We start from the raw sequence: 19,665 nt of genomic DNA on the forward strand, positions 1-19,665 counted from the left end.
GAGGTTCCGCGGACTCTAATCGACCAACCGCTCCAGCCGGGCGGCGACGGCGGCGCGTCGCGGATCGTCCGGCGGCAGTCCGGCGTTGAGGGACTCGAAGATCTCCTGGTCCTCGGCGCCGGTCGGTGTCTGTGCGAAGCGCCACAGCAGCTCGGAGTCTTCGGCGTCGAGGACTGCGCGGCGGAAGGTAGCGTCGAGTTCGTCGCGCTCGGCGCGCAGGGCCGGGGCGTCGGAGCGAGCCAGCAGGGGACCGGCGTACAGCTCCAGCGCCGCGTGCAGATCGCCGTCCCGGAGAGCCGTCTGTACGTCGGTCACGTCGCCGGTGACATCGGCAACGATCCGGTACGGCTTGGTGTCGAGGACACCGCCACCGAGCAGGTTGCGCAGTCGGTGCATCTCGGCGCGCACAGTTGTCGGATTGCCTTCGTCGCCGTACAACTGCAGCATCAGCTGCTCCGCGGTCAGCCCGGACGGATGCAGAAGAAGGAGTGCGAGTACTTCGGCCCGCCGCAGCGTCAGCGCGATCTCGCGGCCGCCGACGACCGCGATCGGCTGACCGGCGCCGAGCACCTTCAGCCGGAGTGACGGTCGGCCGCGGCGGACCGGCGTACCGGGAATGCGGAGCAGGAAGCCCTCGTCGAGTGGTTCGATCACTCCCTCGCGTCCGTCGCCGAGGTCGATCCGGTCGGCGCCGTCCGGCACGACCAGCCGGTCGGGCAGCCATTCGAGGGGCTGCACCGCGAGCACTCTCCCGGTCGGAGTGAGCAAGGCACCGGGCGCGTCGCCGAGCGCCATCAGGTGGCGCATGTTGCGGGCGCGCAGCATCTCGTCAGCCGCGGCCATCCGGACCCGCAGCTGTCCCTCCGCGAGCTGAGCGGCGGCAGTCACGAGCGCGACCATCGCGGGATGGACTGTGCGCAGCGGCCCGGAGACGTCCACCGCGCCGAGCAGCTTGCCGGTGTCGGGGTCGTGGACGGGCGCGGCGGCGCATGTCCACTCGTGGATCCGACGGACCAAGTGTTCGGCCGAGTGGATCTGGACCGGCTCTCCGACGGCGAGCGCCGTACCCATGCCGTTGGTGCCGATCTGCTCCTCCGACCACACCGCTCCCTCCGACAGCGCGATCCGGTCGGCCTGACGCCGTACGTCGGCCGCACCCTCGCGCCACAGGATCGTGCCCTGCGCGTCGGTGATGATCATGATGTGCGACGCCTCGTCGGCGATCGTGGTCAGCGTCTGCCGCAACACCGGCAGCACGGCGCGGAGCGGATGGTTCTCCCGGATCGACTCGACGATGTCGTGGTCGACGATCACCGGCGGCGCGTCCAGCTCGGGATCGACCGCGGCCGCGAGCGACCGTTCCCAGGACGCGGCGACGAGTGGGCGCGGCGCGTCCGGTGCACGGTTCCCGCCGAGCACGTCGTCGTACAGCTGGCTCAATCGGCGGGCCTGCTCCGGTGCATCCATGCCGCCTCACTTCACGCTGCAACGTCCGTGCAACGTCGGTCGACCTAGGTTCGGTCCACCGTCGGGTTTCCAAGGAGGACCTATGACGATCTTCGCAGCTCCCGGGCAGGATGGCAGCCCGGTCACCTTCAAGTCCCGCTACGAGCACTTCATCGGTGGCGAATGGGTGCCGCCGGCCAAGGGCCAGTACTTCGAGAATCCCACGCCGGTCACCGGCGAGAACTTCACCGAGATCGCGCGCGGTACGGCGGATGACGTCGAGCGAGCCCTCGACGCCGCCCACGGTGCCGCGCCGGGCTGGGGACGGACGTCGCCGGCCGACCGCGCGAACATCCTGAACAAGATCGCCGACCGGATCGAGGCCAACCTCGAACTGCTCGCGGTCGCGGAGACGTGGGACAACGGCAAGGCCGTGCGGGAGACGCTGGCCGCCGACATGCCGCTGGCGATCGACCACTTCCGGTACTTCGCCGGCGCGCTGCGGGCCCAGGAGGGGTCGGTCTCTGTGGTCGACGACGACACCATCGCGTACCACTTCCACGAGCCGCTCGGTGTGGTCGGGCAGATCATCCCGTGGAACTTCCCGATCCTGATGGCGACCTGGAAGCTCGCGCCCGCGCTGGCGGCCGGCAACGCCGTCGTACTGAAGCCGGCCGAGCAGACGCCGGCCTCCATCCACGTGCTGCTCGAGCTGATCGCCGACCTGCTGCCACCCGGCGTACTGAACGTGGTCAACGGGTTCGGTGTCGAGGCCGGCAAACCGCTTGCCTCGAGCAACAGAGTCGCCAAGATCGCGTTCACCGGGGAGACCACGACCGGCCGCCTCATCATGCAGTACGCCTCGGAGAACATCATCCCGGTCACGCTGGAGCTCGGCGGCAAGAGCCCGAACGTGTTCTTCGACGACGTCGCCGCGGCCAAGGACGAGTTCTACGACAAGGCGCTGGAGGGCTTCACGCTGTTCGCGCTGAACCAGGGCGAGGTCTGCACCTGCCCGTCCCGGGCGCTGATCCAGTCGTCGATCTACGACGAGTTCCTCGGCGACGCGACCGCGCGGACCCAGGCGATCAAGCAGGGCAACCCGCTCGACACCGACACGATGATGGGCGCGCAGGCCAGCAACGACCAGTACGAGAAGATCCTCGCCTACCTGGACATCGGTAGGGCGGAAGGCGCGAAGGTCGTCACCGGTGGCGCTCGCGCGGAGCTGGATGGTGACCTGGCCGGCGGGTACTACATCCAGCCGACCATCTTCGAGGGCGACAACAAGATGCGGATCTTCCAGGAGGAGATCTTCGGGCCGGTCGTCTCGGTGACCCGGTTCGACGACTACGCCGACGCGATGAAGATCGCGAACGACACTCTGTACGGCCTCGGCGCCGGGGTCTGGTCGCGCGACATCAACACGGCGTACCGGGCCGGGCGGGAGATCCAGGCCGGCCGGGTCTGGACGAACTGCTACCACGCCTACCCGGCGCATGCGGCGTTCGGCGGCTACAAGAACTCCGGCATCGGCCGGGAGAACCACAAGATGATGCTCGACCACTACCAGCAGACCAAGAACCTGCTGGTCAGCTACAGCCCGTCGAAGCTCGGCTTCTTCTGATGGTTGTTGAGAAGGTGCTGCTCACGGACGAGGCGGTGGACCTGCTTCGCCGTCTCACCGCGATGCACGGTCCGCTGATGTTCCACCAGTCCGGTGGCTGCTGCGACGGCAGTTCGCCGATGTGTTACCCGGACGGGGAATTTCGAACGGGGTCGGCGGACGTGCATCTCGGCGATCTGGTCGTCGACGGCGTGGACCGGCCGATCGCGTTCTGGATGTCCGCGAACCAGTACGAGTACTGGAAGCACACCCAGCTCACTGTGGACGTGGTGAAGGGCCGCGGCAGCGGATTCTCGGTGGAGGCCCCGGAGGGCGTCCGCTTCCTGATCCGCTCCCGCCTCTTCACCGACCAGGAGTACGCCTCCCTCGGCTTCCTCTGACCGAGCCCCGGCCGTCCGGTGGCGTTGCCGGACGGCCGGCGCTCTTACTCGCCGAGTACGGCGCGGTAGATGGCGGAGCTGTCTGCGTCCGGACACTCCTGCTTCAACCGGAGGATGGTGAGGCGCTGCTCGGGTGTGCAGTCGCGGAGCCGGAGGGCGTCGGCGACGTGGGGACGGTCGACGACATGTAGCCAGAAGGTCAGGTCGATCTTCCAGGTTTGCGTGTGGAGGACGGCGTAGAAGCGTTCGTCGGTGATCGCGGGGGTCGGGCGGCGGTCGCCGCGCTCGTCGCGGAAGTCGACGGTCTGGAGGTCTACTCGCTGGGCGAGGGTGGTGAGGCCGGTGAGGATGGTCGCAGTGGTGGCGTTCGGGGCGTCGAACATGACGTCGAGGTCTCGGACGACCATGAGTCCGGAGAGCGCGCTGCCGATGAGCACCGGCTGCCAGGGGAAGGCGGTCTGCAGGTCGAGGCGGGTGAACAGTTGCTGAGCCTCGGCCTGGAGAGCCTGTGCGCGTTCGACGAGCGACATGGCTCGACGGTAGGGGTCAGGGCGTTGTGACCACCAAGGGTTTTCCGAGTACGGCGGTGCCGTCGACGGAGAGGGCGGTGCCGTCGACGTGGAGGGTTTGGACGTTGATGGTGCCGGTGTGGCAGGTGAGGGTGAGGGTGGTGGCGGACTTGGTGGCTACGCCCCAACCGGTGGGGGTGACGAAGGGGACGGTCCAGTCGCCGTTGCTGCGGGTGATGTCGAGTGGGGCGAAGGTGAGGGTGGCGGTCAGGGCGTTGTAGCGGTAGCCGGTGAGGGCTTCCAGGACGGACCAGCCGGCGGCGTTGCGGATGTAGTGGTCGCCGCATTCGATCGGGTTGAACGGGTTGCGGCGCGTGCCGTCGTACCGGTTCCACAGGCCCTGCAGGATGCTGAGGCCTTCGTCGATGAGGCCTTCGTAGAGGCAGTGGGCGGCGACCTGGTACTCCGAGCCGGTCCACACCTCGTCGCAGTACCGAGTGGGCACGTCGGGCCTTCCGCCGTGCGGCCACGTGCACATCAGGAGTCCGGTGTCGTCGCCGTCGGCGAACACGCGGTACGGGTGCTCGAAGTCCGCGAAGCCGGTGCGCAGGTTGTGCCGCAGTACGTTGCGCAGCGCGGTCTTCACGTGGTCCTGCGGCAGCAGGTAGCCCAGGTCGAGCTGGTGCGCCCACCACTGCCCGATCAGTTGGTCCGCGAGGCATCCGTCGCCCCACTGGAAGTCCGGCTTCTCCTCCGGCGACAGGATCTGCCGGTAGTACTCGCCCGTGTAGAGGAGTTCGTCGTACGCCTTGCTGCCGGCCTCGAAGAGCGTGCGGTACTCCTTCGCGTCCTCACCCAGCAGCAGTGCCATCTCCTCGGCCGCGCGCAGTGCGGCCAGCCACAGCGTGCCCATGAACGAGTTGACGCCACACAGGTCGATGTCGTGCGTACTGGGCTGGATGCCACGCAGTACGCCGGTGCCGTCGGCATCCCACTTCGTACGGATGTGGGTGAGCAGTCGCTGGACGTTGGGCCAACGACTCCGCAGCCAGTCCAGACCGGCACCGTGTCGCACCTCGCGGTACGTCTTCAGCACGTTGCCGAGCATGCCGTCGAGGGCCGGCTCCTCCGGACCGCCGATCACCACGTCCCACAGTTGCCGGTGGTACGTCGGTGCGATCACCCGGTGCGGGATGTACCCCTCCGGTCCCTGCATCACGTCGTACTCCGTGTCTCGCATGTTCCGCTCCAGCGCGGGGAACAGCCGGGACAGCGTCTGCTCGTAGTTCCACACGTGGGTGCAGTTGAGCGGGCAGGACCCGCCGTACCGGCCGCCCCACATCACTGTGGACGCGCCGAGCACGCCCTCGAAGCCGAGCACGGTTCCCTCGGCAGTCTGGAAGACAGTGGGGCTGCGTACGTCGGCCACCAGCGCAGCGAGCCGTGAGCCCGCCTCACCAGGCAGAGTGCTGGACTCGAAGGCGTCGGCCCAGGCAGTACTGAGTGCCTGCAGCGAAGGCCAGCTTGCGATGAACGACTCGGCCACAGCGACGGCGTCCGGCGTACGACGGGTGTACGCGTTGCCGAGCCAGAAGCGGCTGTGGCCGTAGTCGTGCCGCGGCCCGAACTGGTTGAAGTCGACATATCGGTTCGGGAAGTGCCACGCGATCAGGAACCGCACCTGCGTCGTCTCACCCGGGTCGAGGTGGAACGGCACGGCCAGTCCGCCGTTCCACGTCGTCCCGGGTGAGCTGGCCCCGCTGACCGGCGTCGTCGGACCGTTGAGGAAGGCAACGAATTCCTCAGGCCGGGACCACTGTGCGCAGGTCAGCGCGCCGGCGCCGTCGGTGGTGAGCACCAGTTGTCCCGCGCCGGAGTGGTCCGCGGGAAGTGTGGTGTTCTCCAGGACCAGCGAGGTCCAGTTGTCGTGGCGCCGGATCCGGTTGGTGTTGCCGCCGTACAGGCTGTTGGCGACACCGTCGATCGCCGTGACGCCGTCCCAGCCGACCGAGTTCTGCAAGGCGCCGGCGAGTTTGCCGTGCACTGCGATGTCTCCGGGGTTGTGCAGCGTGAACGTGAACGCGGCCACGGGCTGGGAGCTCGCCTCGGCGTCCGACGGCACCAGCGGGTTGAACACGTCCATGCTGACGTCGATCGGAAGGTCGGTGTCGAAGTCGACGCGTGCGCCGGGGTACGTCGCGGTCACAGTAGGCTCGCCGACCGGCCGGAGCAGCTCCTGCAGTCGTGCCTCGCCGGATGGTACGACGTCGTCGGTGACCAGCGGGGTGCCGGAGGGAGTCAACGAAGGCCCTTGCAGCACACGGATCTCGTCCACCGGCGGCTCGACCCGCGACAGCCGCAGCGCGAAGAAGCTGTCCGGCACATGACCCTCGTGGTTGCCGATGTTGTGCAGCTGCCACTGCCGCAGCGCACCGTTGCCGGCCAACGCGAGCGTGCCAGTGCCCAGACCGCCCAAGGGCAGGGCGAAGTGCCGAAGGTTGTCACCGGTGTAGCGCATGATTCTCCGTCCATGTACCTGCGGAGGCGAACAACGCCACCGGGCCGGGGGCAAGCAGAAGCAGTGAGGCTGTCACCGACGTACCGAGCAGCAGCGCGACGAACGCCAGTGCGAGTACGCCGAGTGGGACCAGTGGTGCACGTGCGACCAGGCTCAAGGCGGTGAACCACAACGCCTTCCCTCGCAGCTGACCGGTGACGCGGAGGCTGAACGCGTAGCACGAGGCGAGCAAGGCCAGAACGGTCGCACAACCGCTGACGGCCAAGGGGATGGCGAAGACCGGACCGTTGTAGATGGCCTGGTTCAGCACGGCCAGCGCGGCGATGACACCTGGGACCAGAGCCACCTCGAGCCCGGCAAGCCAGTGTCGGCGCAGGTTACGCAGCACGAGCAGGACGCCGCCCCGATCGTCACGCACCACCGAGTCGGCGGTGGCGACCACGGCCGCCCACACCGGACCGATCAGCAGTGCGCCGAGCAACACGCTGACCGGGGACAGTCCTGGACTGAGCAGGACTACGAGGCCGGACGCCGTACAGACGAGGACTCCGGCCGCGGCGAGCAACGGGAGCTCGTGCCACAGTGCGCGAAAGGCGGCAGGCAGGTGGTCGGTCATGCGCGCAGGCCGGTGGTCGCGATGGAGGCGATGAACGAGCGCTGGAAGATCAGGAACAGCACGAGGATCGGCAGCACCACCAGAGTGATGGCCGCGAACAGGACCACGGCGGGGCCGCCGCCCATCGCGCCCTGCAGCGAGACGAGGCCGACCGGCAGCGTCATCTTCTCCGGTGACGACAGGAAGATGTACGGCCAGAAGAAGTTGTTCCAGGACGCCTCGAAGACGAAGATGCCGAGGGCTGTCAGGCCCGGCCGGGCCAGCGGCAGGATCACCCGGAACAGGATCCAGAAGTGGCTCGCGCCGTCCATGATCGCGGCCTCGTCCAACTCGCGGGGGATCGAGGCGATGTACTGCCGCAGGAAGAAGATCCCGAACACGTTCACCAACGCCGGCAACCAGATCGCCACGGTCGTGTCGACCAGGTGCAACCAGCGCATCATGATGAAGATCGGTACGACGGTCAGTTGCACCGGTACGACGAGCGCCGCCAGCAGCACCGAGAAGATCTGGTCCCGGCCCGGGAACCGCAGCCGCGAGAACGCGTACGCGGCCAGCGCGCTGGTCAGTAGCGCACCGGCGGTCGTAAGCACCGCGATCTGCAGACTGTTCCACGCCATCTGTGCGAACGGGATCAGCTCCGGCACCTGCTGGAAGTTCTGCAGCGTCGGCGGTCGCGGGATCCACTGCGGCGGCAACTGGAACGCGTTGATCGGTTCGGCCAGCGCGGTGGTGATCAGCCAGACCAGCGGCGCGATCATCAGCAGCCCGCCGAGCACCAGGACGAGGTCGAGCAGCCGGCCCTTCACAGGTGCACCCACCGGCGGCTGAGCCGGAACTGGAGCCCGGTCACGATCATGATCACGACGAACAGCACCAGCGAGAGGGCGGCGGCGTACCCGATCTCGAAGGACTGGAAGCCCTTCTCGTAGGTGTACTGCACGATGCTGCGGGTCGCGCCGTCCGGGCCGCCCTGCGTCATGATCACCATCGGATCGAAGATCTGGAACGCGCCGATGAACGTGATCACGGTGGCGAAGAAGATGGTCGGCGACATCACCGGCAGCGTGACGCTCCAGAACCGCCACCACGCGTTCGCGCCGTCCACCCGGGCGGCCTCGTGCAGCTGGGCCGGGACCGTCTGCAGGCCGGCCAGCAGGATGATGAACGTGTAGCCGATGGTGTGCCACCAGTCGACCACGATCAGCGTCGGCAACGCCCAGGTCGGCGACGCCAGCCAGTTGGTCGTCGCCGAGAGGTAGTGGTTCGCGATACCGAAGGTCGGATCCAGCACGTATTTCCAGATCAGCGCGACCGCGGCCCACGAGACCAGGAACGGGAAGAAGAACGCCGTCCGGACGAAGTACTTCGTTCCGCGGGTCATGGTCCGGTGGACGCCGAGCGCGAGCAGCATGCCGATGCCGATATGCGTGATCACCGAGGAGATCGCGAAGACGAAGGTGTTGATCACCGCGCGGATCGTCGCGCCGTCGGTGACGAGCTGGCGGAAGTTGTCCAGCCCGGCGAATTCCGGCGTACTCAGCAGATCCCAATGGAACAAGCTCAGACCGAACGCGGCGACCAGGGGCGCGGCGACGAAGACGAGAAAGAGCAGTACGGCGGGACTGATGAACAGATAGCCCGGCAACCAGTCTCGCCGCTGAGGTTTCAAACGAGTCCCTCGAGCGCGGTCTGCGCCTTGCCGAGTGCGTCGGCCGGCGACGCGTTGCCGGTCAGCACCTGCTTCCAGCCGTCCTCGACCGCCTTCTGTACGGCGGCGCCCTTGTCCGGTGACGGGATCGGGGTCGCGTAGCTGAGCGCCTGGTAGAGGTACTCCGTCCCCTTCGGTGCGTCAGTGAGGAACGACTCGCTGTTCGCGATCGACTTGCGGGCCGGGACGATGGTGCCGCCGAGTTGCGCGAAGAACGACGATCCCTCGGTCGAGATGAGGAACTTGATGAAGGTCCAGGCGTCGTCCTTCTTCTTCGACGCCTTCATGATCGGGTAGCCGTTCCAGCCCACCGGTGAGCCCTGCTCGACCCTGGTCGGCCAGGGCACGATGCCCATCTTCGCGGTCGCCTTCAGGTTGCGGATGCTGATGATCGGCCAGCGCCCGCCGCCGAACATCGCCAGCTTGCCCTGCGCCGCCGCGGTCGTCGCGTCGAACGTCCCACCGGGCGGCGGCGACAGCTTGTCGGCGACCAGGGCCCGGTTGAACTCGGCCGCTTCGATCGCTTTCGCCTCGTTGTACGTCGGCTTGGACCAGTCGTCACTGAAGCTGCTCGTCCCGTTGGTGAGCAGCCACGGCATGATCGCGGCGAAGTACTCCGGGCCCGCGGCGTACCCGAAGGCCCCGGTCTTCGCCTTGATCTGCTCACACGCGTGCCGGAAGTCGTCCCAGGTCCACTTCGCCGTCGGCTCCGGTACGCCGGCCTTCGCGAACAGGTCCTTGGAGTACCACATGCACATGGTGTTGAACTCGCCCGGCAGGTAGTAGGTCTTGCCGTCGGTGGAGCTGTACTTCTTGTTCCACTCGATCAGGTTCGGGTCCATGTCCGCGTAGTACTCGTCGATCGTCGACTTGTCCTTGGCGATGTAGTCGTCGAGCGGAGCGAGCAGGCCCTTGGACGCGAAGAGCCGCTGGCCCTCGGTCGCCACCTGGATCACGTCCGGCACCTGGCCGCCGGCCAGCCGGGTGGAGAGCTTGTTGAAGAAGTCGCCCCAGTTCGACAGCGGGATGCCCTCGGCCTTGAGCTTGATCTCGGGGTGCTTCTCGCTGAACTTCGCGAACAGCTTGTTCCAGGTGGCCTGCTGTTCGGCCGTTCCCATGTAGACGAACGACAGCTCCTTGGTGCTCGATCCACCGCCGCCGTCACTTCCTCCGCAGCCGGCCAGTGCGGCGGCGAGCGCCGTACCACCGGTCGTCTGGAGGAAACGTCGCCGGCTGAGCAGGGACTGGTCCATCGGAACGCCTCCTGGGGCGGGAAATCGATTTCTCGACAGCATAGGCCCGACGGCCGAAACCGTGTCAAGGGCAGGCCCTGGAAAAGTCAGGGGGAATCCTTCACCGCTGCCGGGTCGCGGAACTTCCCGCCAGGACAGGGAAAATCAGGCCGTCCGGCGGTCAAACCCATGACATTTGTCCTGGGTCCGATCGCTGGCCTGCGATGCCTGCCGCGGCAGACGATTCCTGACACCCACCCACGCCGGTCTCCGCCCTCCGCCGAAGGGTCCGGGGCGGAGGCCTGCCTTGCTCGAGGAGTTCTGTTGAGGCAACGGATTCTCGTGTCCGCCCTGGGTGCCGGCGCATTGGCCGTCGCAGGGCTGACAGCACAAGGGGCCGTCGCGGCCCCCACGTCGTACACGGCCGGCAAGCACGCCGCCAAGGTCTGTTCGGCGACCACGGCCAGGCACACTGCGAGCTGCAACGCGATCAAACTGGTCGATGCGAACGGCGTCGCGCCGGCCGCGACCGCACCCCCGGCCACCGGACTCACGCCGACCGGACTGCGGGACGCGTACAAGCTCAACGGGCTGAGTGCCGGCGGCCGCACGGTCGCGATCGTCGACGCCTACGGCTACCCGAACCTGGAGCGCGACCTCGGCGTCTACCGATCCCAGTTCGGCCTGTCCGCCTGTACGACGGCCAACGGCTGCCTGCGGATCATCGACCAGAACGGCGGTACGGCGCTGCCCCGGTTCAACGCGGGCTGGGCCGGTGAGCAGGCGCTCGACGTCGACGCCGTCTCCGCCGCGGCACCGGATGCGAAGATCGTGGTCGTCCAGGCCAAGTCCGCCAGCTTCGCCGACCTGGGGACCGCCGTCGTGACGGCATCCCAGCAGCCCGGGGTCGTTGCCATCTCCAACAGTTACGGCGGCGGCGACGCGTCCGACGCCACCTACGGCCACTACTACAACCACCCGGGCATCGCGGTCACCGCGTCGACCGGTGACGACGGCTACCAGGGCGGCAGCTACCCGGCGTCGTCGTCGTACACGACGGCCGTCGGCGGTACGTCCCTTGTTGCCTCAAGCAACTCGCGGGGCTGGAGCGAGACGGTGTGGGCCGGCGCGGGTTCGGGCTGCTCGACGTACAACACGGCGCTGAGTGGCGCAGCGTCGTTCGGTACCGGGTGCGCGAAGCGGGCGATGGCCGACGTGTCCGCGGCCGCCGACCCGGCCAAGGGCGGGATGGCGATCTACTACCCGACCAGCAAGACGGCATCGACCTGGGCGCAGTTCGGCGGCACCAGTGAGGCGGCGCCGATCATCGCGGCGGTCTACGCGTTGTCCGGCAACACGAGCGGCTACGCGAACGCGGTGCCGTACGCCCACCCGGGCTCGCTGTTCGACGTGACCAGCGGCAGCAACGGCAGTTGCCCGACGACCCAGTGGAGCAACGCCCGCGCCGGATGGGACGGCCCGACCGGTCTCGGTACGCCGAACGGCGCCGGGGCCTTCTGATCGAACGGGCGGACCCCACCGTGATCGGGGTCCGCCCTCCCGGCTGGGCGACACTCACCGCAGCCGGTGGCTGGCTGGGTGCGACGATTTTCCTGTCGCTCCTAGTACTGTTCCGTGCACGAAGGACAACCCTCGTCTCCACGCGAATCCGGTGAAATCTCTTCCCCGGACTGTCGGCCCGGCTTAAGGTCAGGCGCGGACGGATCGTGGAGGGCGACCCGCGCAGACACTTTCGATGGAGCGTTTCTGTGACCACATCACGCAGACGGCGGGGGCTCTTGGCAGCAACCGCGGTCTCCGCCGCCACCGTGCTGGCCGTGACCGCCGCCGGCGGCGCCACGGCCGCGCAGACGGCCGGCCCCAATGAGGGCAAGGGCAAGGCTGCCCAGTCCGAGAACACCAAGGGCAAGGAGCGCAAGGGCAACTACGACGCCCGGACGCCGAACGCCAAGACCACCACGACCCGCTCCGCCAAGGTCGCGGGCCAGGAGTCGGCGGCGTCGGAGAAGTTCCGCGAGTCGCTCGGCACCCAGGGTGTCGTCGAGTTCGACCCGAACACCGGGACCCCGGCCCAGGTCTCCAAGCTGAACGGCTTCCTGACCGGCAAGAGCGCGAAGAAGGCGACCGACGTCGCGCTGGGCTACGTGAAGGCGCACCCCGAGGTCTTCAAGCTCTCCGCCGCGGACCTCGGCACGCTGAAGCTCCGCAAGGAATACGTCGACGACCTCGGTACCCACCACATCTCGTGGATCCAGACGGTCGACGGCGTCGAGGTGTTCGGCAACGGTCTGAAGGCCAACGTCACCAAGCACGGCGAGCTGATCTCGCTGATGGGTTCGCCCATCGCCGGGCTGGCGTCCCAGGCTCAGGCCCGGTCCGCAGCGGCCGCGCCGAAGGTGTCCGCCGCAGCGGCCCGCACCGCCGCCGCCGAGGACATGGGCGCCACTGCGAAGTCCGCGACCGCGAAGACGACCGGCGCCGACGTCAAGTGGAGCAACGGCGACTCCGCCCAGCAGGTCTGGTTCCACACCGCCGACGGGCTGCGCAAGGGCTGGCTGACCTACGTCAACGCCGGCGGCATGAACGTCTACAGCCACGTCATCGACGCCCAGACCGGCTCCCTGCTCTACCGCAAGGACCTGGTCAACGAGGGCAACGGCGACGCGCTGGTGCAGGACAACTACCCGGGCGCCGCGAAGGGCGGCACGCAGCGGGTCGAGAACCTGATCTTCAACAAGTGGCTGCCGAAGAACGCCAAGACCCTGCTCGAGGGTACGTCGGTGGCCGCCTGGGCCGACGTGAACGACGACAACCAGCCGAACAACGGCGAGACGGTCAAGGTGCCCGGCACCAAGACCGGCGCCGAGTACAAACTGGTGCCGTTCACGACCACCGCCTCCTCGTTCTGCTCGACGTCGTTCGTCTGCACCTGGGACCCGGCCAAGCCGGACTCCTGGAAGACGAACATGAACCAGGACGTCACCAACGCGTTCTACCTGGCCAGCAACTTCCACGACTGGCTGGCGAAGCCGCCGATCAGCTTCACCCCGGCGGCCGGTTCGTTCGACGCAGCGGGCGGCGACCCGGTGCACCTGAACGCGCTGGACGGTGCGGCGACGGCTGCCAACGGCGGCCCCGACGCGAACCACATCGACAACGCGAACATGTCGACCCCGCCGGACGGCATCTCGCCGACCATGCAGATGTACCTGTGGCACTTCCCCGGGACGACGGACGCGCAGGACCCGTTCGTGCCGGCCAGCGGCGCGAACGACGCGAGCGTGCTGTACCACGAGTACACCCACGGTCTGTCCAACCGCCTGGTCGTCGACGCCACCGGCAACTCGACGCTGAACAGCATCCAGGCCGGTTCGATGGGTGAGGCGTGGAGCGACTTCTACGCGATGGACTACCTGGTCTCGCACGGACTGGAGAAGGACACCACCGCTCCCGGTGAGGTCCTCGAGGGCAAGTACGTCGCGGCCGGTCAACTGTTCCGCACCCAGGCGATCGACTGCCGCGTGAAGGCCGTCAGCCCGAACTGCATCCAGCCGGACGGCTCGAAGGGTGGCTACACCTACGGCGACTTCCCGACCATCGGCGGGACGCCAGAGGTGCACGCCTCCGGCGAGGTCTGGGCGCAGACCCTGTGGGACCTGCGTGAGCGCTTCGGCCGTAGCTACGCGGTCAGCCTGATCACCCGCGCGATGGAGCTGTCGCCGGCCGACCCGACCATGCTCGACATGCGCAACGCGATCGTGCAGGCCGACCTGGTCGCCAGCGGCGGCAAGAACGCCGACACGATCTGGACCGTCTTCGCCAACCGTGGCATGGGCTGGTACGCCGGTGTCATCGACGGCGGCGACTCGTTCCCGGCGGAGGACTTCCACAAGCCGCCGACGGGTGCGACCACGACGCTCAGCGGCACGGTTCTGGACAAGGACACCGGTGCTCCGGTGGCCGGCGCGCTGGTCTACATCGGCGGTCACTCCTCCGGCTACGCCGGCGACTACGCCGCCTCGACCAACTCGAAGGGCGAGTACAAGATCATCGGGGTCGCGCCGGGGACCTATCCGAAGGTCGTCATGTCCGCTCCGGGCTACGAGTTGCTGGTGCAACCGGCAACGGTCTCCAAGAGCGGCTCGAAGTCGAACTTCGCTCCGCGCCGCAACTGGGCCGCGAGCTCCGGCGGCGGCTCGGCGGTCGGCTTCAACGGTCCGGACTTCAGCCCGCAGTGTGGTCCGGGGATGGCGATCGACAACGCGCAGGGCACTGGCTGGGGCAGCACCACCGGTGACGACGCCGGTACGCCGACCAACCAGATGATCGAGAAGCACGTCGACATCAAGCTGTCCGGCAAGGTCAACGTGACGGCGTTCAACGTCGACCCGTCGAACACCTGTGGTGACGCGGGCAGCGCCTCGACCGGCGGCTACCGGATCGAGACCTCGGTCGACGGCACCACCTGGGCGGTCGCCCAGCAGGGCACCTTCACCGCGGCCAACCGGGGCAAGTACAACCTGGTCACTCCGACGGGCAACGCGACCGGCATCCAGTACGTCCGGTTCGTGATGACCAGCCCGCAGGTGCCGGACTTCGCGACGAACTGTCCGGACGGTGCCTTCAGCGGTTGCCAGTTCACCGACATGACCGAGATCCAGGTCTTCGGTACGAAGTAACCCGCACCACCCGCGAAGGCCGGTCGAGCACCCCGCTCGGCCGGCCTTCCGGCGTTCTCACATCGTGGACGATGAACAGTAAGTGTAGTGAGTTAGTCTAGTTTCGAGCGCGTGGAGATCGCAGCCGGGAGATCGTCGCGTCGCTCAGGTGGGCGGCGCGGCGACCGAGCCGCGCTCGATCAGGGTCGGAGCCACCGTCGTCCGGCGGACGCGGCGGTTGGTGTCGACGGCGGAAGTGACGCGCGCGACGACGTCCGCGACCAGCTCGGCGAGCGGCCAGTGGAACGTGGAGAGCGGCGGCGTGAGCAGTTGCGACATCGGTTGGTCGTCGTACCCGAGCAGGGACAGGTCCTCCGGGACGCGGAGTCCGAGCTCGCGGCTGGCGGCGTACACACCGAAGGCCATCGAGTCCGCCAGCGCGAGGATGCCGGTCGGCCGGTTGCTGCCGGAGAGCAGCTCGCGGGCGACCTCGGTCGCGCCGGCCAGGTCGTGTGGGCACTGCAGGATACGGACCTTGAGCTTCAGGCTCACGCCGACGCGTTGAGCGATCTCCTCGGCCGGGCGCTCGACCTCGAACCGGCGGGTCGGACTGAGGACCGCGACGCGTCGGTGGCCGGCCTCCGCGAGCCGGCCGAGCGCGGTGCTGACGCCGGTCTCGTTGTCGAACACCACCTCGGATTTCGCCTTCGCGCCGGGCAGTGCGTCGCCGATCGCGATCACCGGCGCATGCTGCGCGATCGCGGCCCAGCCCTTGTCGGCCGGGTTGATCGGGATCACCACGATCGCGTCCGCGCGGTGGTCGACCAGGTGCTGGGCGAGCTCGAGTTGGCGGTCCGCATCGCCGGCCGAGTCGATGATCCAGGCGTTCCGGTCCGGGGCGAGCAGCTCCCGGCCGAGTGCGGCGGCCAGCCGCTGCTGCCACAGGTCCTCGAGCGAGGCGCACAGTACGCCGATCGAACCGCTCCGGCCGGACGCGAGCGCACGCGCCACCGGGTCGGCCTGGTAGCCGAGTCGGTCGGCGGCGTCCTGGACTCGCTGTCTGGTCTCGGGAGTGCCATGCAGGCCGCGCAGCGCGTAGGACACGGCCGCCATCGACAGTCCGGTCTCCGCGGCGATGTCCTTGAGGGTTGGCCTGCGGCCGGTTCCGGACATGCCCTGCAGCCTAGACCGCGCAGCGGACAGAAACTTGACAAGCGGCTCTTTGAAGCGCTTCACTCTAAGAGTCCTGAAGCGCTTCAATCTGATCAAACCGCCGAGAGGAGGAGCCGATGATCGACGTCCACCAGCACCTCTGGCCGGCCGAGTTCGTCGACCGGCTCCGAGCCCGCTCCGAGCCGCCGTACCTCGACGGCTGGACGCTGCACACCGCGACCGAAGCGCCGTACGAGGTTGATCCGGCCGCGCACGCGGTGGACAAGCGCGTCGCGCTCGAGCAGGACACGGGTACGACGCTTGCGGCGGTGTCGCTGTCGAGCCCGCTCGGCATCGAGCAGCTCCGCGACAACGCACTACTCGATGCGTGGCACGCAGGTGCGGCCGTGCTCCCAGAGCCCTTCAAGGCTTGGGCTTCGGTGAATCTGATCAAACCTGACGTCGACGGTCTCGGCGTACTGCTGGCTGACGGTTTCCTCGGACTCCAGCTGCCGGCGCATGTGCTCACAACCCCGGCCGGGTGGGCCGAGGTCGGCGAGTTGCTCGCTGTCGCCGAGGGGTCGAACAAGCCGATCCTCGTCCACCCGGGCACGGCCCGGACCGACTGCGAGGTGCCCGGGTGGTGGGCGCCCGTCGTCGACTACGCGGGCCAACTGCAGGCCGCATGGTGGGCCTGGCACGCGTACGGCGGCCGCCACCAGCATCCGCGGTTGCGGCTGTGCTTCGTGGCCGCGGCCGGACTCGCCCCCGTCCACCACGAACGCCTGGCCGCCCGCGGCGGCCGGCTCGGCACGATCGACCCCAACCTGTACGTCGACACCTCGAGCTACGGCCCGCAGGGGATCGACGCGGTCGCGCGGGTCCTCGGCATCGACCAGGTCGTGCACGGCACCGACCGGCCGTACGCCGGGATCACCGACCTCCGCCAAGGCGGCGCCGCGACCGCGGTGATCCGCCACGCCAACCCACACCGGCTCCTGTACGGCGTCAATCCCGGGGCCGGGAAACCATCTCCTGAGAGGGGAGTGCAGTGACTGCCCAGCCGATCACCGACGTTCCGAACGTCCCGGCGCGCCAGCCCAGCCGGCTTGTGGATCTCAACAACTGTCTGTCGCTGGACAACCTTCCGGGCCGCGACCTGGATGCCGCCGAGTTGTCCGAGCTGGCCGCGTCGGTTGCCGCGCAGCCGCACCTGTGGGAGGACAAGGTCGGCTACAGCGACGAGGAGCGGGTGTTCGCCTCCCTGCACCGGGACGCGAACGTCGACGTCTGGCTGATCTGCTGGACGCCGGTCAACGACACCGGCTGGCACGACCACGACGTCTCGTCCGGCGCGGTTGCGGTGGCGAAGGGCAAGCTGGTCGAGCACAACCTCGCGATCGGCACCGACTCGGTCGAGACCGAGGTGACGGCCGGCGATGTGTACGGCTTCGGCCCCGACCACATCCACCGCCTGACCGGTCTGGACAAGGGCAGCGTCACCGTCCATGCCTACAGCCCGCCGCTGTGGCGGATGGGTCAGTACTCGGTCAAGGACGGCGTACTCCGTCGCGTCTCCGTCTCCTACGCCGACGAACTCCGGCCGCTCGACTGAGGCCATATTCTCTGACTAAAGTCAGAGAATGGAGATCGCCCCGGTCAGAAGATTCAACCGGATCGTCACCGAGCGGGTCGGCGCGCTCAACGACGCCTACCTGTCCCGGGACCGTCCGCTCGGGCAGGCCCGGGTGTTGTGGGAGATCGGCTCTGACGGTTGCGACGTACGGGCGCTGCGGACCCGGCTCGGCCTCGACTCCGGGTACCTCAGCCGGTTGCTGCGGTCACTCGAGGAGGACGGACTGGTCCGGGTCGAGCAGAGTGGTGCGGACGCGCGGCTGCGCATCGCACGGCTGACCAGGACGGGGTTGAAGGAGCGACGGCTGCTGGACAGGCGGTCCGACGAGTTGGCCGGGTCGATCCTGGCGCCGTTGAGCGAACGCCAGCGGGATCGGCTCGTCGCCGCGATGGACGATGTGTCACGGCTGCTGACCGCGTCGATGGTCGACGTCGGCATCGTCGATCCGCGGCGGCCGGAGGCGCAGCTGTGCCTGCGCTCGTACTTCGACGAGTTGGGCGAGCGGTTCGACAACGGGTTCGATCACGCGCGCAGCATTTCGGCGGAGGACGCCGAGCTGACGTTGCCGGCCGGCCTGCTGCTGGTAGCGACGCTGCATGCCGAGCCGATCGGCTGCGGTGCGTTGAAGCTGCATGGTGAGGAGCCCGCGGAGATCAAGCGGATGTGGGTGTCCCGCGATGCCCGCGGTCTGGGACTGGGACGGCGGTTGCTCGCCGAGCTCGAACGCGAGGCAGTCGCCCGCGGTGCGAGCGTCGTACGGCTGGAGACGAATCGGTCCCTGACCGAGGCGATCGGTCTGTACCGCGCGTCGGGCTATCAGGAGGTTCCCGCGTTCAACGCAGAGCCGTACGCCCATCACTGGTTCGAGAAGTCGCTCAAGGCCTAAGAGGGCGGCAGAGTTCTCAGACGCCCTCTGGTGTCCGGGGAGGCCCCGATCTCCCCGGACACCAGGTGGACTACGGCTTGCGGAGTACGCCGATCAGGCCGTGGGTCTCCTGGTCGAGACCCGCGGAGAACAAGAGGGCGTCGGTGCCGCCGGTGGTCGCGGTGCCCTGGAGCAGAGCCCAGAGACCGTCGATCGCGAGTGTCTTGCCGGCCGGTGTGCGGACCTGGCCGTTGGACTTGTAGCGGCCGTGCGACTTCGGCTGCAGGATGTTGATCCGGCCGTCGCCGAAGTTGCCGACCAGGAGCGTGCCGGCCGGCTCACCCCACGCGGCCGGAGCCATCGCGAGGCCCCACGGCGCGTTCAGCGAGTCGCGGGATGCGACGCGGCTGACGAACTTGCCGTCGACCGTGTACTGGTCGACGAAGCCGAGCCCGCGGCCGGCGACGCTGCGGCCGGTCTTCGGGTCGGGCTTGGCGTAGGCGACGAAGATCTTCCCGTCCAGCATCTGCACGTTGAAGGGGGCGTAACCCTTCGGCAGCGAGCGGTCACGGAACGCCCACCACGGCAGCTTGACCGGGTTGAACGCGTTGTCGAACACGTCGATCCGGCCCTGCGCGAAGTTGGCGGCGTACAGCTGGGTTCCGGCGGTCGCCGTCGCGACGGCCAGTCCGGTGTAGGCGGCGCCCGGAGTGGTGGCGACGATCTGCGCCGCACCGATCGTCGGGCTGACAGGCGGGCCCCAGGCGGCGATCTGGCCGGTCAGGGTCGCGAAGATGAACCGGGCCGGAGCGCTGACGGTCCCATTGGTGAGGACGAAGCCGGTGCCTGGGTTCGAGACCTGGCCGGTCGGCAGAGGCATCGTCACGCGGACGGTGGGCACCTTGGTGGCCGTGGTCGAGCCCGGCGCGGACGAGTAGAGCGTGGAGCTCGAGGTCCCCTGGTTGGACACCCACAGCGGCGTCGTCGCGCCGAGTGAGAGGCCCCACGGGTTGACCAGGTCTGGGTCGAGCAGCGGAGCCTTTCCGGGGAGGTCGGACGCGAGGTTCACCTGCTGGACGGCGAGGTGGCTCGATCCGTGATGGTCCTGATGCGCACTGGCGGTCGCTGGGGCGACCAGCGCGAGACCACCGATGAACGCGGTCGCAACAGCGAGTGGACGGCCCTTCGAGCGAAGCGACATGTCACTTTCCTGTCGGTTGAGGTGCGGAACACCATCGATACGGCCCGATGGGCTAGGCGGTTCAATCCGGCGCAGGGTAGACATGGGCAAGCA

16 protein-coding genes are annotated in these 19,665 nt (G+C 68.3%); 7 read left to right on the forward strand and 9 right to left on the reverse strand.

The window, feature by feature from the left end:
* Positions 1 to 15 precede the first annotated feature (15 nt).
* Entirely contained in the window at positions 16 to 1,467 is a 1,452-nt protein-coding gene (locus tag E0H73_RS34680) for a GAF domain-containing protein (protein ID WP_131363617.1), read from the reverse strand.
* Positions 1,468 to 1,549: 82 nt separating this feature from the next.
* On the opposite strand from E0H73_RS34680, the gene adh reads away from it, so the two are divergent.
* Positions 1,550 to 3,073, forward strand: a complete 1,524-nt coding sequence (gene adh / locus E0H73_RS34685; RefSeq protein WP_131363618.1) for an aldehyde dehydrogenase — start codon at positions 1,550 to 1,552, stop codon at positions 3,071 to 3,073.
* Positions 3,073 to 3,453: a DUF779 domain-containing protein gene (locus E0H73_RS34690; RefSeq protein ID WP_131363620.1), complete on the forward strand. Its 381-nt coding sequence runs from the start codon at positions 3,073 to 3,075 to the stop codon at positions 3,451 to 3,453. The genes adh and E0H73_RS34690 overlap by 1 nt, the downstream gene beginning before the upstream one ends.
* Positions 3,454 to 3,497: 44 nt before the next feature.
* Here E0H73_RS34690 and E0H73_RS34695 read toward each other — a convergent pair whose 3' ends face one another.
* From E0H73_RS34695 to E0H73_RS34725, 6 genes are read right to left on the reverse strand one after another with little or no spacing between them, the layout of a single operon-like run.
* Positions 3,498 to 3,983, reverse strand: coding sequence for a hypothetical protein (locus E0H73_RS34695; RefSeq protein ID WP_131363622.1), 486 nt, complete (start codon positions 3,981 to 3,983; stop codon positions 3,498 to 3,500).
* A gap of 16 nt (positions 3,984 to 3,999) precedes the next feature.
* Positions 4,000 to 6,480, reverse strand: a complete 2,481-nt coding sequence (locus E0H73_RS34705) for a GH116 family glycosyl-hydrolase (protein WP_202867703.1) — start codon at positions 6,478 to 6,480, stop codon at positions 4,000 to 4,002.
* On the reverse strand, positions 6,464 to 7,096 hold the full coding sequence (locus tag E0H73_RS34710) for a hypothetical protein (protein WP_131363624.1): 633 nt from the start codon (positions 7,094 to 7,096) through the stop codon (positions 6,464 to 6,466). Before E0H73_RS34710 ends, E0H73_RS34705 begins: the two co-directional genes overlap by 17 nt.
* Positions 7,093 to 7,905 carry a carbohydrate ABC transporter permease gene (locus E0H73_RS34715; protein WP_238164466.1) on the reverse strand — a complete coding sequence of 271 codons (813 nt, stop codon included), beginning with the start codon at positions 7,903 to 7,905 and terminating at the stop codon, positions 7,093 to 7,095. The genes E0H73_RS34710 and E0H73_RS34715 overlap by 4 nt, the downstream gene beginning before the upstream one ends.
* Positions 7,902 to 8,744, reverse strand: coding sequence for a carbohydrate ABC transporter permease (locus E0H73_RS34720; RefSeq protein WP_238164467.1), 843 nt, complete (start codon positions 8,742 to 8,744; stop codon positions 7,902 to 7,904). Before E0H73_RS34720 ends, E0H73_RS34715 begins: the two co-directional genes overlap by 4 nt.
* Before the next feature lie 20 nt (positions 8,745 to 8,764).
* On the reverse strand, positions 8,765 to 10,060 hold the full coding sequence (locus E0H73_RS34725) for an ABC transporter substrate-binding protein (protein WP_131363628.1): 1,296 nt from the start codon (positions 10,058 to 10,060) through the stop codon (positions 8,765 to 8,767).
* Positions 10,061 to 10,363: 303 nt separating this feature from the next.
* Here E0H73_RS34725 and E0H73_RS34730 point away from each other — a divergent pair, with 303 nt between their 5' ends.
* Positions 10,364 to 11,560 (forward strand): S53 family peptidase, encoded by a 1,197-nt coding sequence (locus E0H73_RS34730; RefSeq protein WP_202867704.1) that lies wholly within the window; start codon positions 10,364 to 10,366, stop codon positions 11,558 to 11,560.
* A gap of 248 nt (positions 11,561 to 11,808) precedes the next feature.
* A complete protein-coding gene (locus E0H73_RS34735; RefSeq protein ID WP_131363630.1) occupies positions 11,809 to 14,739 on the forward strand; it encodes a M36 family metallopeptidase in 2,931 nt (976 codons plus the stop codon).
* Positions 14,740 to 14,883: 144 nt separating this feature from the next.
* On the opposite strand, the gene E0H73_RS34740 is transcribed toward E0H73_RS34735, so the two are convergent.
* Positions 14,884 to 15,891, reverse strand: a complete 1,008-nt coding sequence (locus E0H73_RS34740; RefSeq protein ID WP_131363632.1) for a LacI family DNA-binding transcriptional regulator — start codon at positions 15,889 to 15,891, stop codon at positions 14,884 to 14,886.
* 116 nt (positions 15,892 to 16,007) lie between these two features.
* Between E0H73_RS34740 and E0H73_RS34745 the strand changes: the two genes are divergently transcribed.
* From E0H73_RS34745 to E0H73_RS34755, 3 genes are read left to right on the forward strand one after another with little or no spacing between them, the layout of a single operon-like run.
* Entirely contained in the window at positions 16,008 to 16,925 is a 918-nt protein-coding gene (locus E0H73_RS34745; protein ID WP_131363634.1) for an amidohydrolase family protein, read from the forward strand.
* On the forward strand, positions 16,922 to 17,485 hold the full coding sequence (locus E0H73_RS34750) for a cysteine dioxygenase (protein WP_131363636.1): 564 nt from the start codon (positions 16,922 to 16,924) through the stop codon (positions 17,483 to 17,485). The genes E0H73_RS34745 and E0H73_RS34750 overlap by 4 nt, the downstream gene beginning before the upstream one ends.
* Before the next feature lie 28 nt (positions 17,486 to 17,513).
* Positions 17,514 to 18,392 (forward strand): bifunctional helix-turn-helix transcriptional regulator/GNAT family N-acetyltransferase, encoded by an 879-nt coding sequence (locus tag E0H73_RS34755; protein ID WP_131363638.1) that lies wholly within the window; start codon positions 17,514 to 17,516, stop codon positions 18,390 to 18,392.
* 70 nt (positions 18,393 to 18,462) lie between these two features.
* Here E0H73_RS34755 and E0H73_RS34760 read toward each other — a convergent pair whose 3' ends face one another.
* Positions 18,463 to 19,572, reverse strand: coding sequence for a TIGR03118 family protein (locus tag E0H73_RS34760; RefSeq protein ID WP_131363639.1), 1,110 nt, complete (start codon positions 19,570 to 19,572; stop codon positions 18,463 to 18,465).
* Between the last annotated feature and the right edge of the window lie 93 nt (positions 19,573 to 19,665).

This window comes from Kribbella pittospori, assembly GCF_004331465.1.
GTDB lineage: Bacteria > Actinomycetota > Actinomycetes > Propionibacteriales > Kribbellaceae > Kribbella > Kribbella pittospori.

Coding starts and splice junctions, on each gene's coding strand:
- E0H73_RS34680 (WP_131363617.1), bottom strand. CDS start 1,467: ATGGATGCACCGGAGCAGGCCCGCCGATTGAGCCAGCTGTACGACGAC.
- adh (WP_131363618.1), top strand. CDS start 1,550: ATGACGATCTTCGCAGCTCCCGGGCAGGATGGCAGCCCGGTCACCTTC.
- E0H73_RS34690 (WP_131363620.1), top strand. CDS start 3,073: ATGGTTGTTGAGAAGGTGCTGCTCACGGACGAGGCGGTGGACCTGCTT.
- E0H73_RS34695 (WP_131363622.1), bottom strand. CDS start 3,983: ATGTCGCTCGTCGAACGCGCACAGGCTCTCCAGGCCGAGGCTCAGCAA.
- E0H73_RS34705 (WP_202867703.1), bottom strand. CDS start 6,480: ATGCGCTACACCGGTGACAACCTTCGGCACTTCGCCCTGCCCTTGGGC.
- E0H73_RS34710 (WP_131363624.1), bottom strand. CDS start 7,096: ATGACCGACCACCTGCCTGCCGCCTTTCGCGCACTGTGGCACGAGCTC.
- E0H73_RS34725 (WP_131363628.1), bottom strand. CDS start 10,060: ATGGACCAGTCCCTGCTCAGCCGGCGACGTTTCCTCCAGACGACCGGT.
- E0H73_RS34740 (WP_131363632.1), bottom strand. CDS start 15,891: ATGTCCGGAACCGGCCGCAGGCCAACCCTCAAGGACATCGCCGCGGAG.
- E0H73_RS34745 (WP_131363634.1), top strand. CDS start 16,008: ATGATCGACGTCCACCAGCACCTCTGGCCGGCCGAGTTCGTCGACCGG.
- E0H73_RS34755 (WP_131363638.1), top strand. CDS start 17,514: ATGGAGATCGCCCCGGTCAGAAGATTCAACCGGATCGTCACCGAGCGG.
- E0H73_RS34760 (WP_131363639.1), bottom strand. CDS start 19,572: ATGTCGCTTCGCTCGAAGGGCCGTCCACTCGCTGTTGCGACCGCGTTC.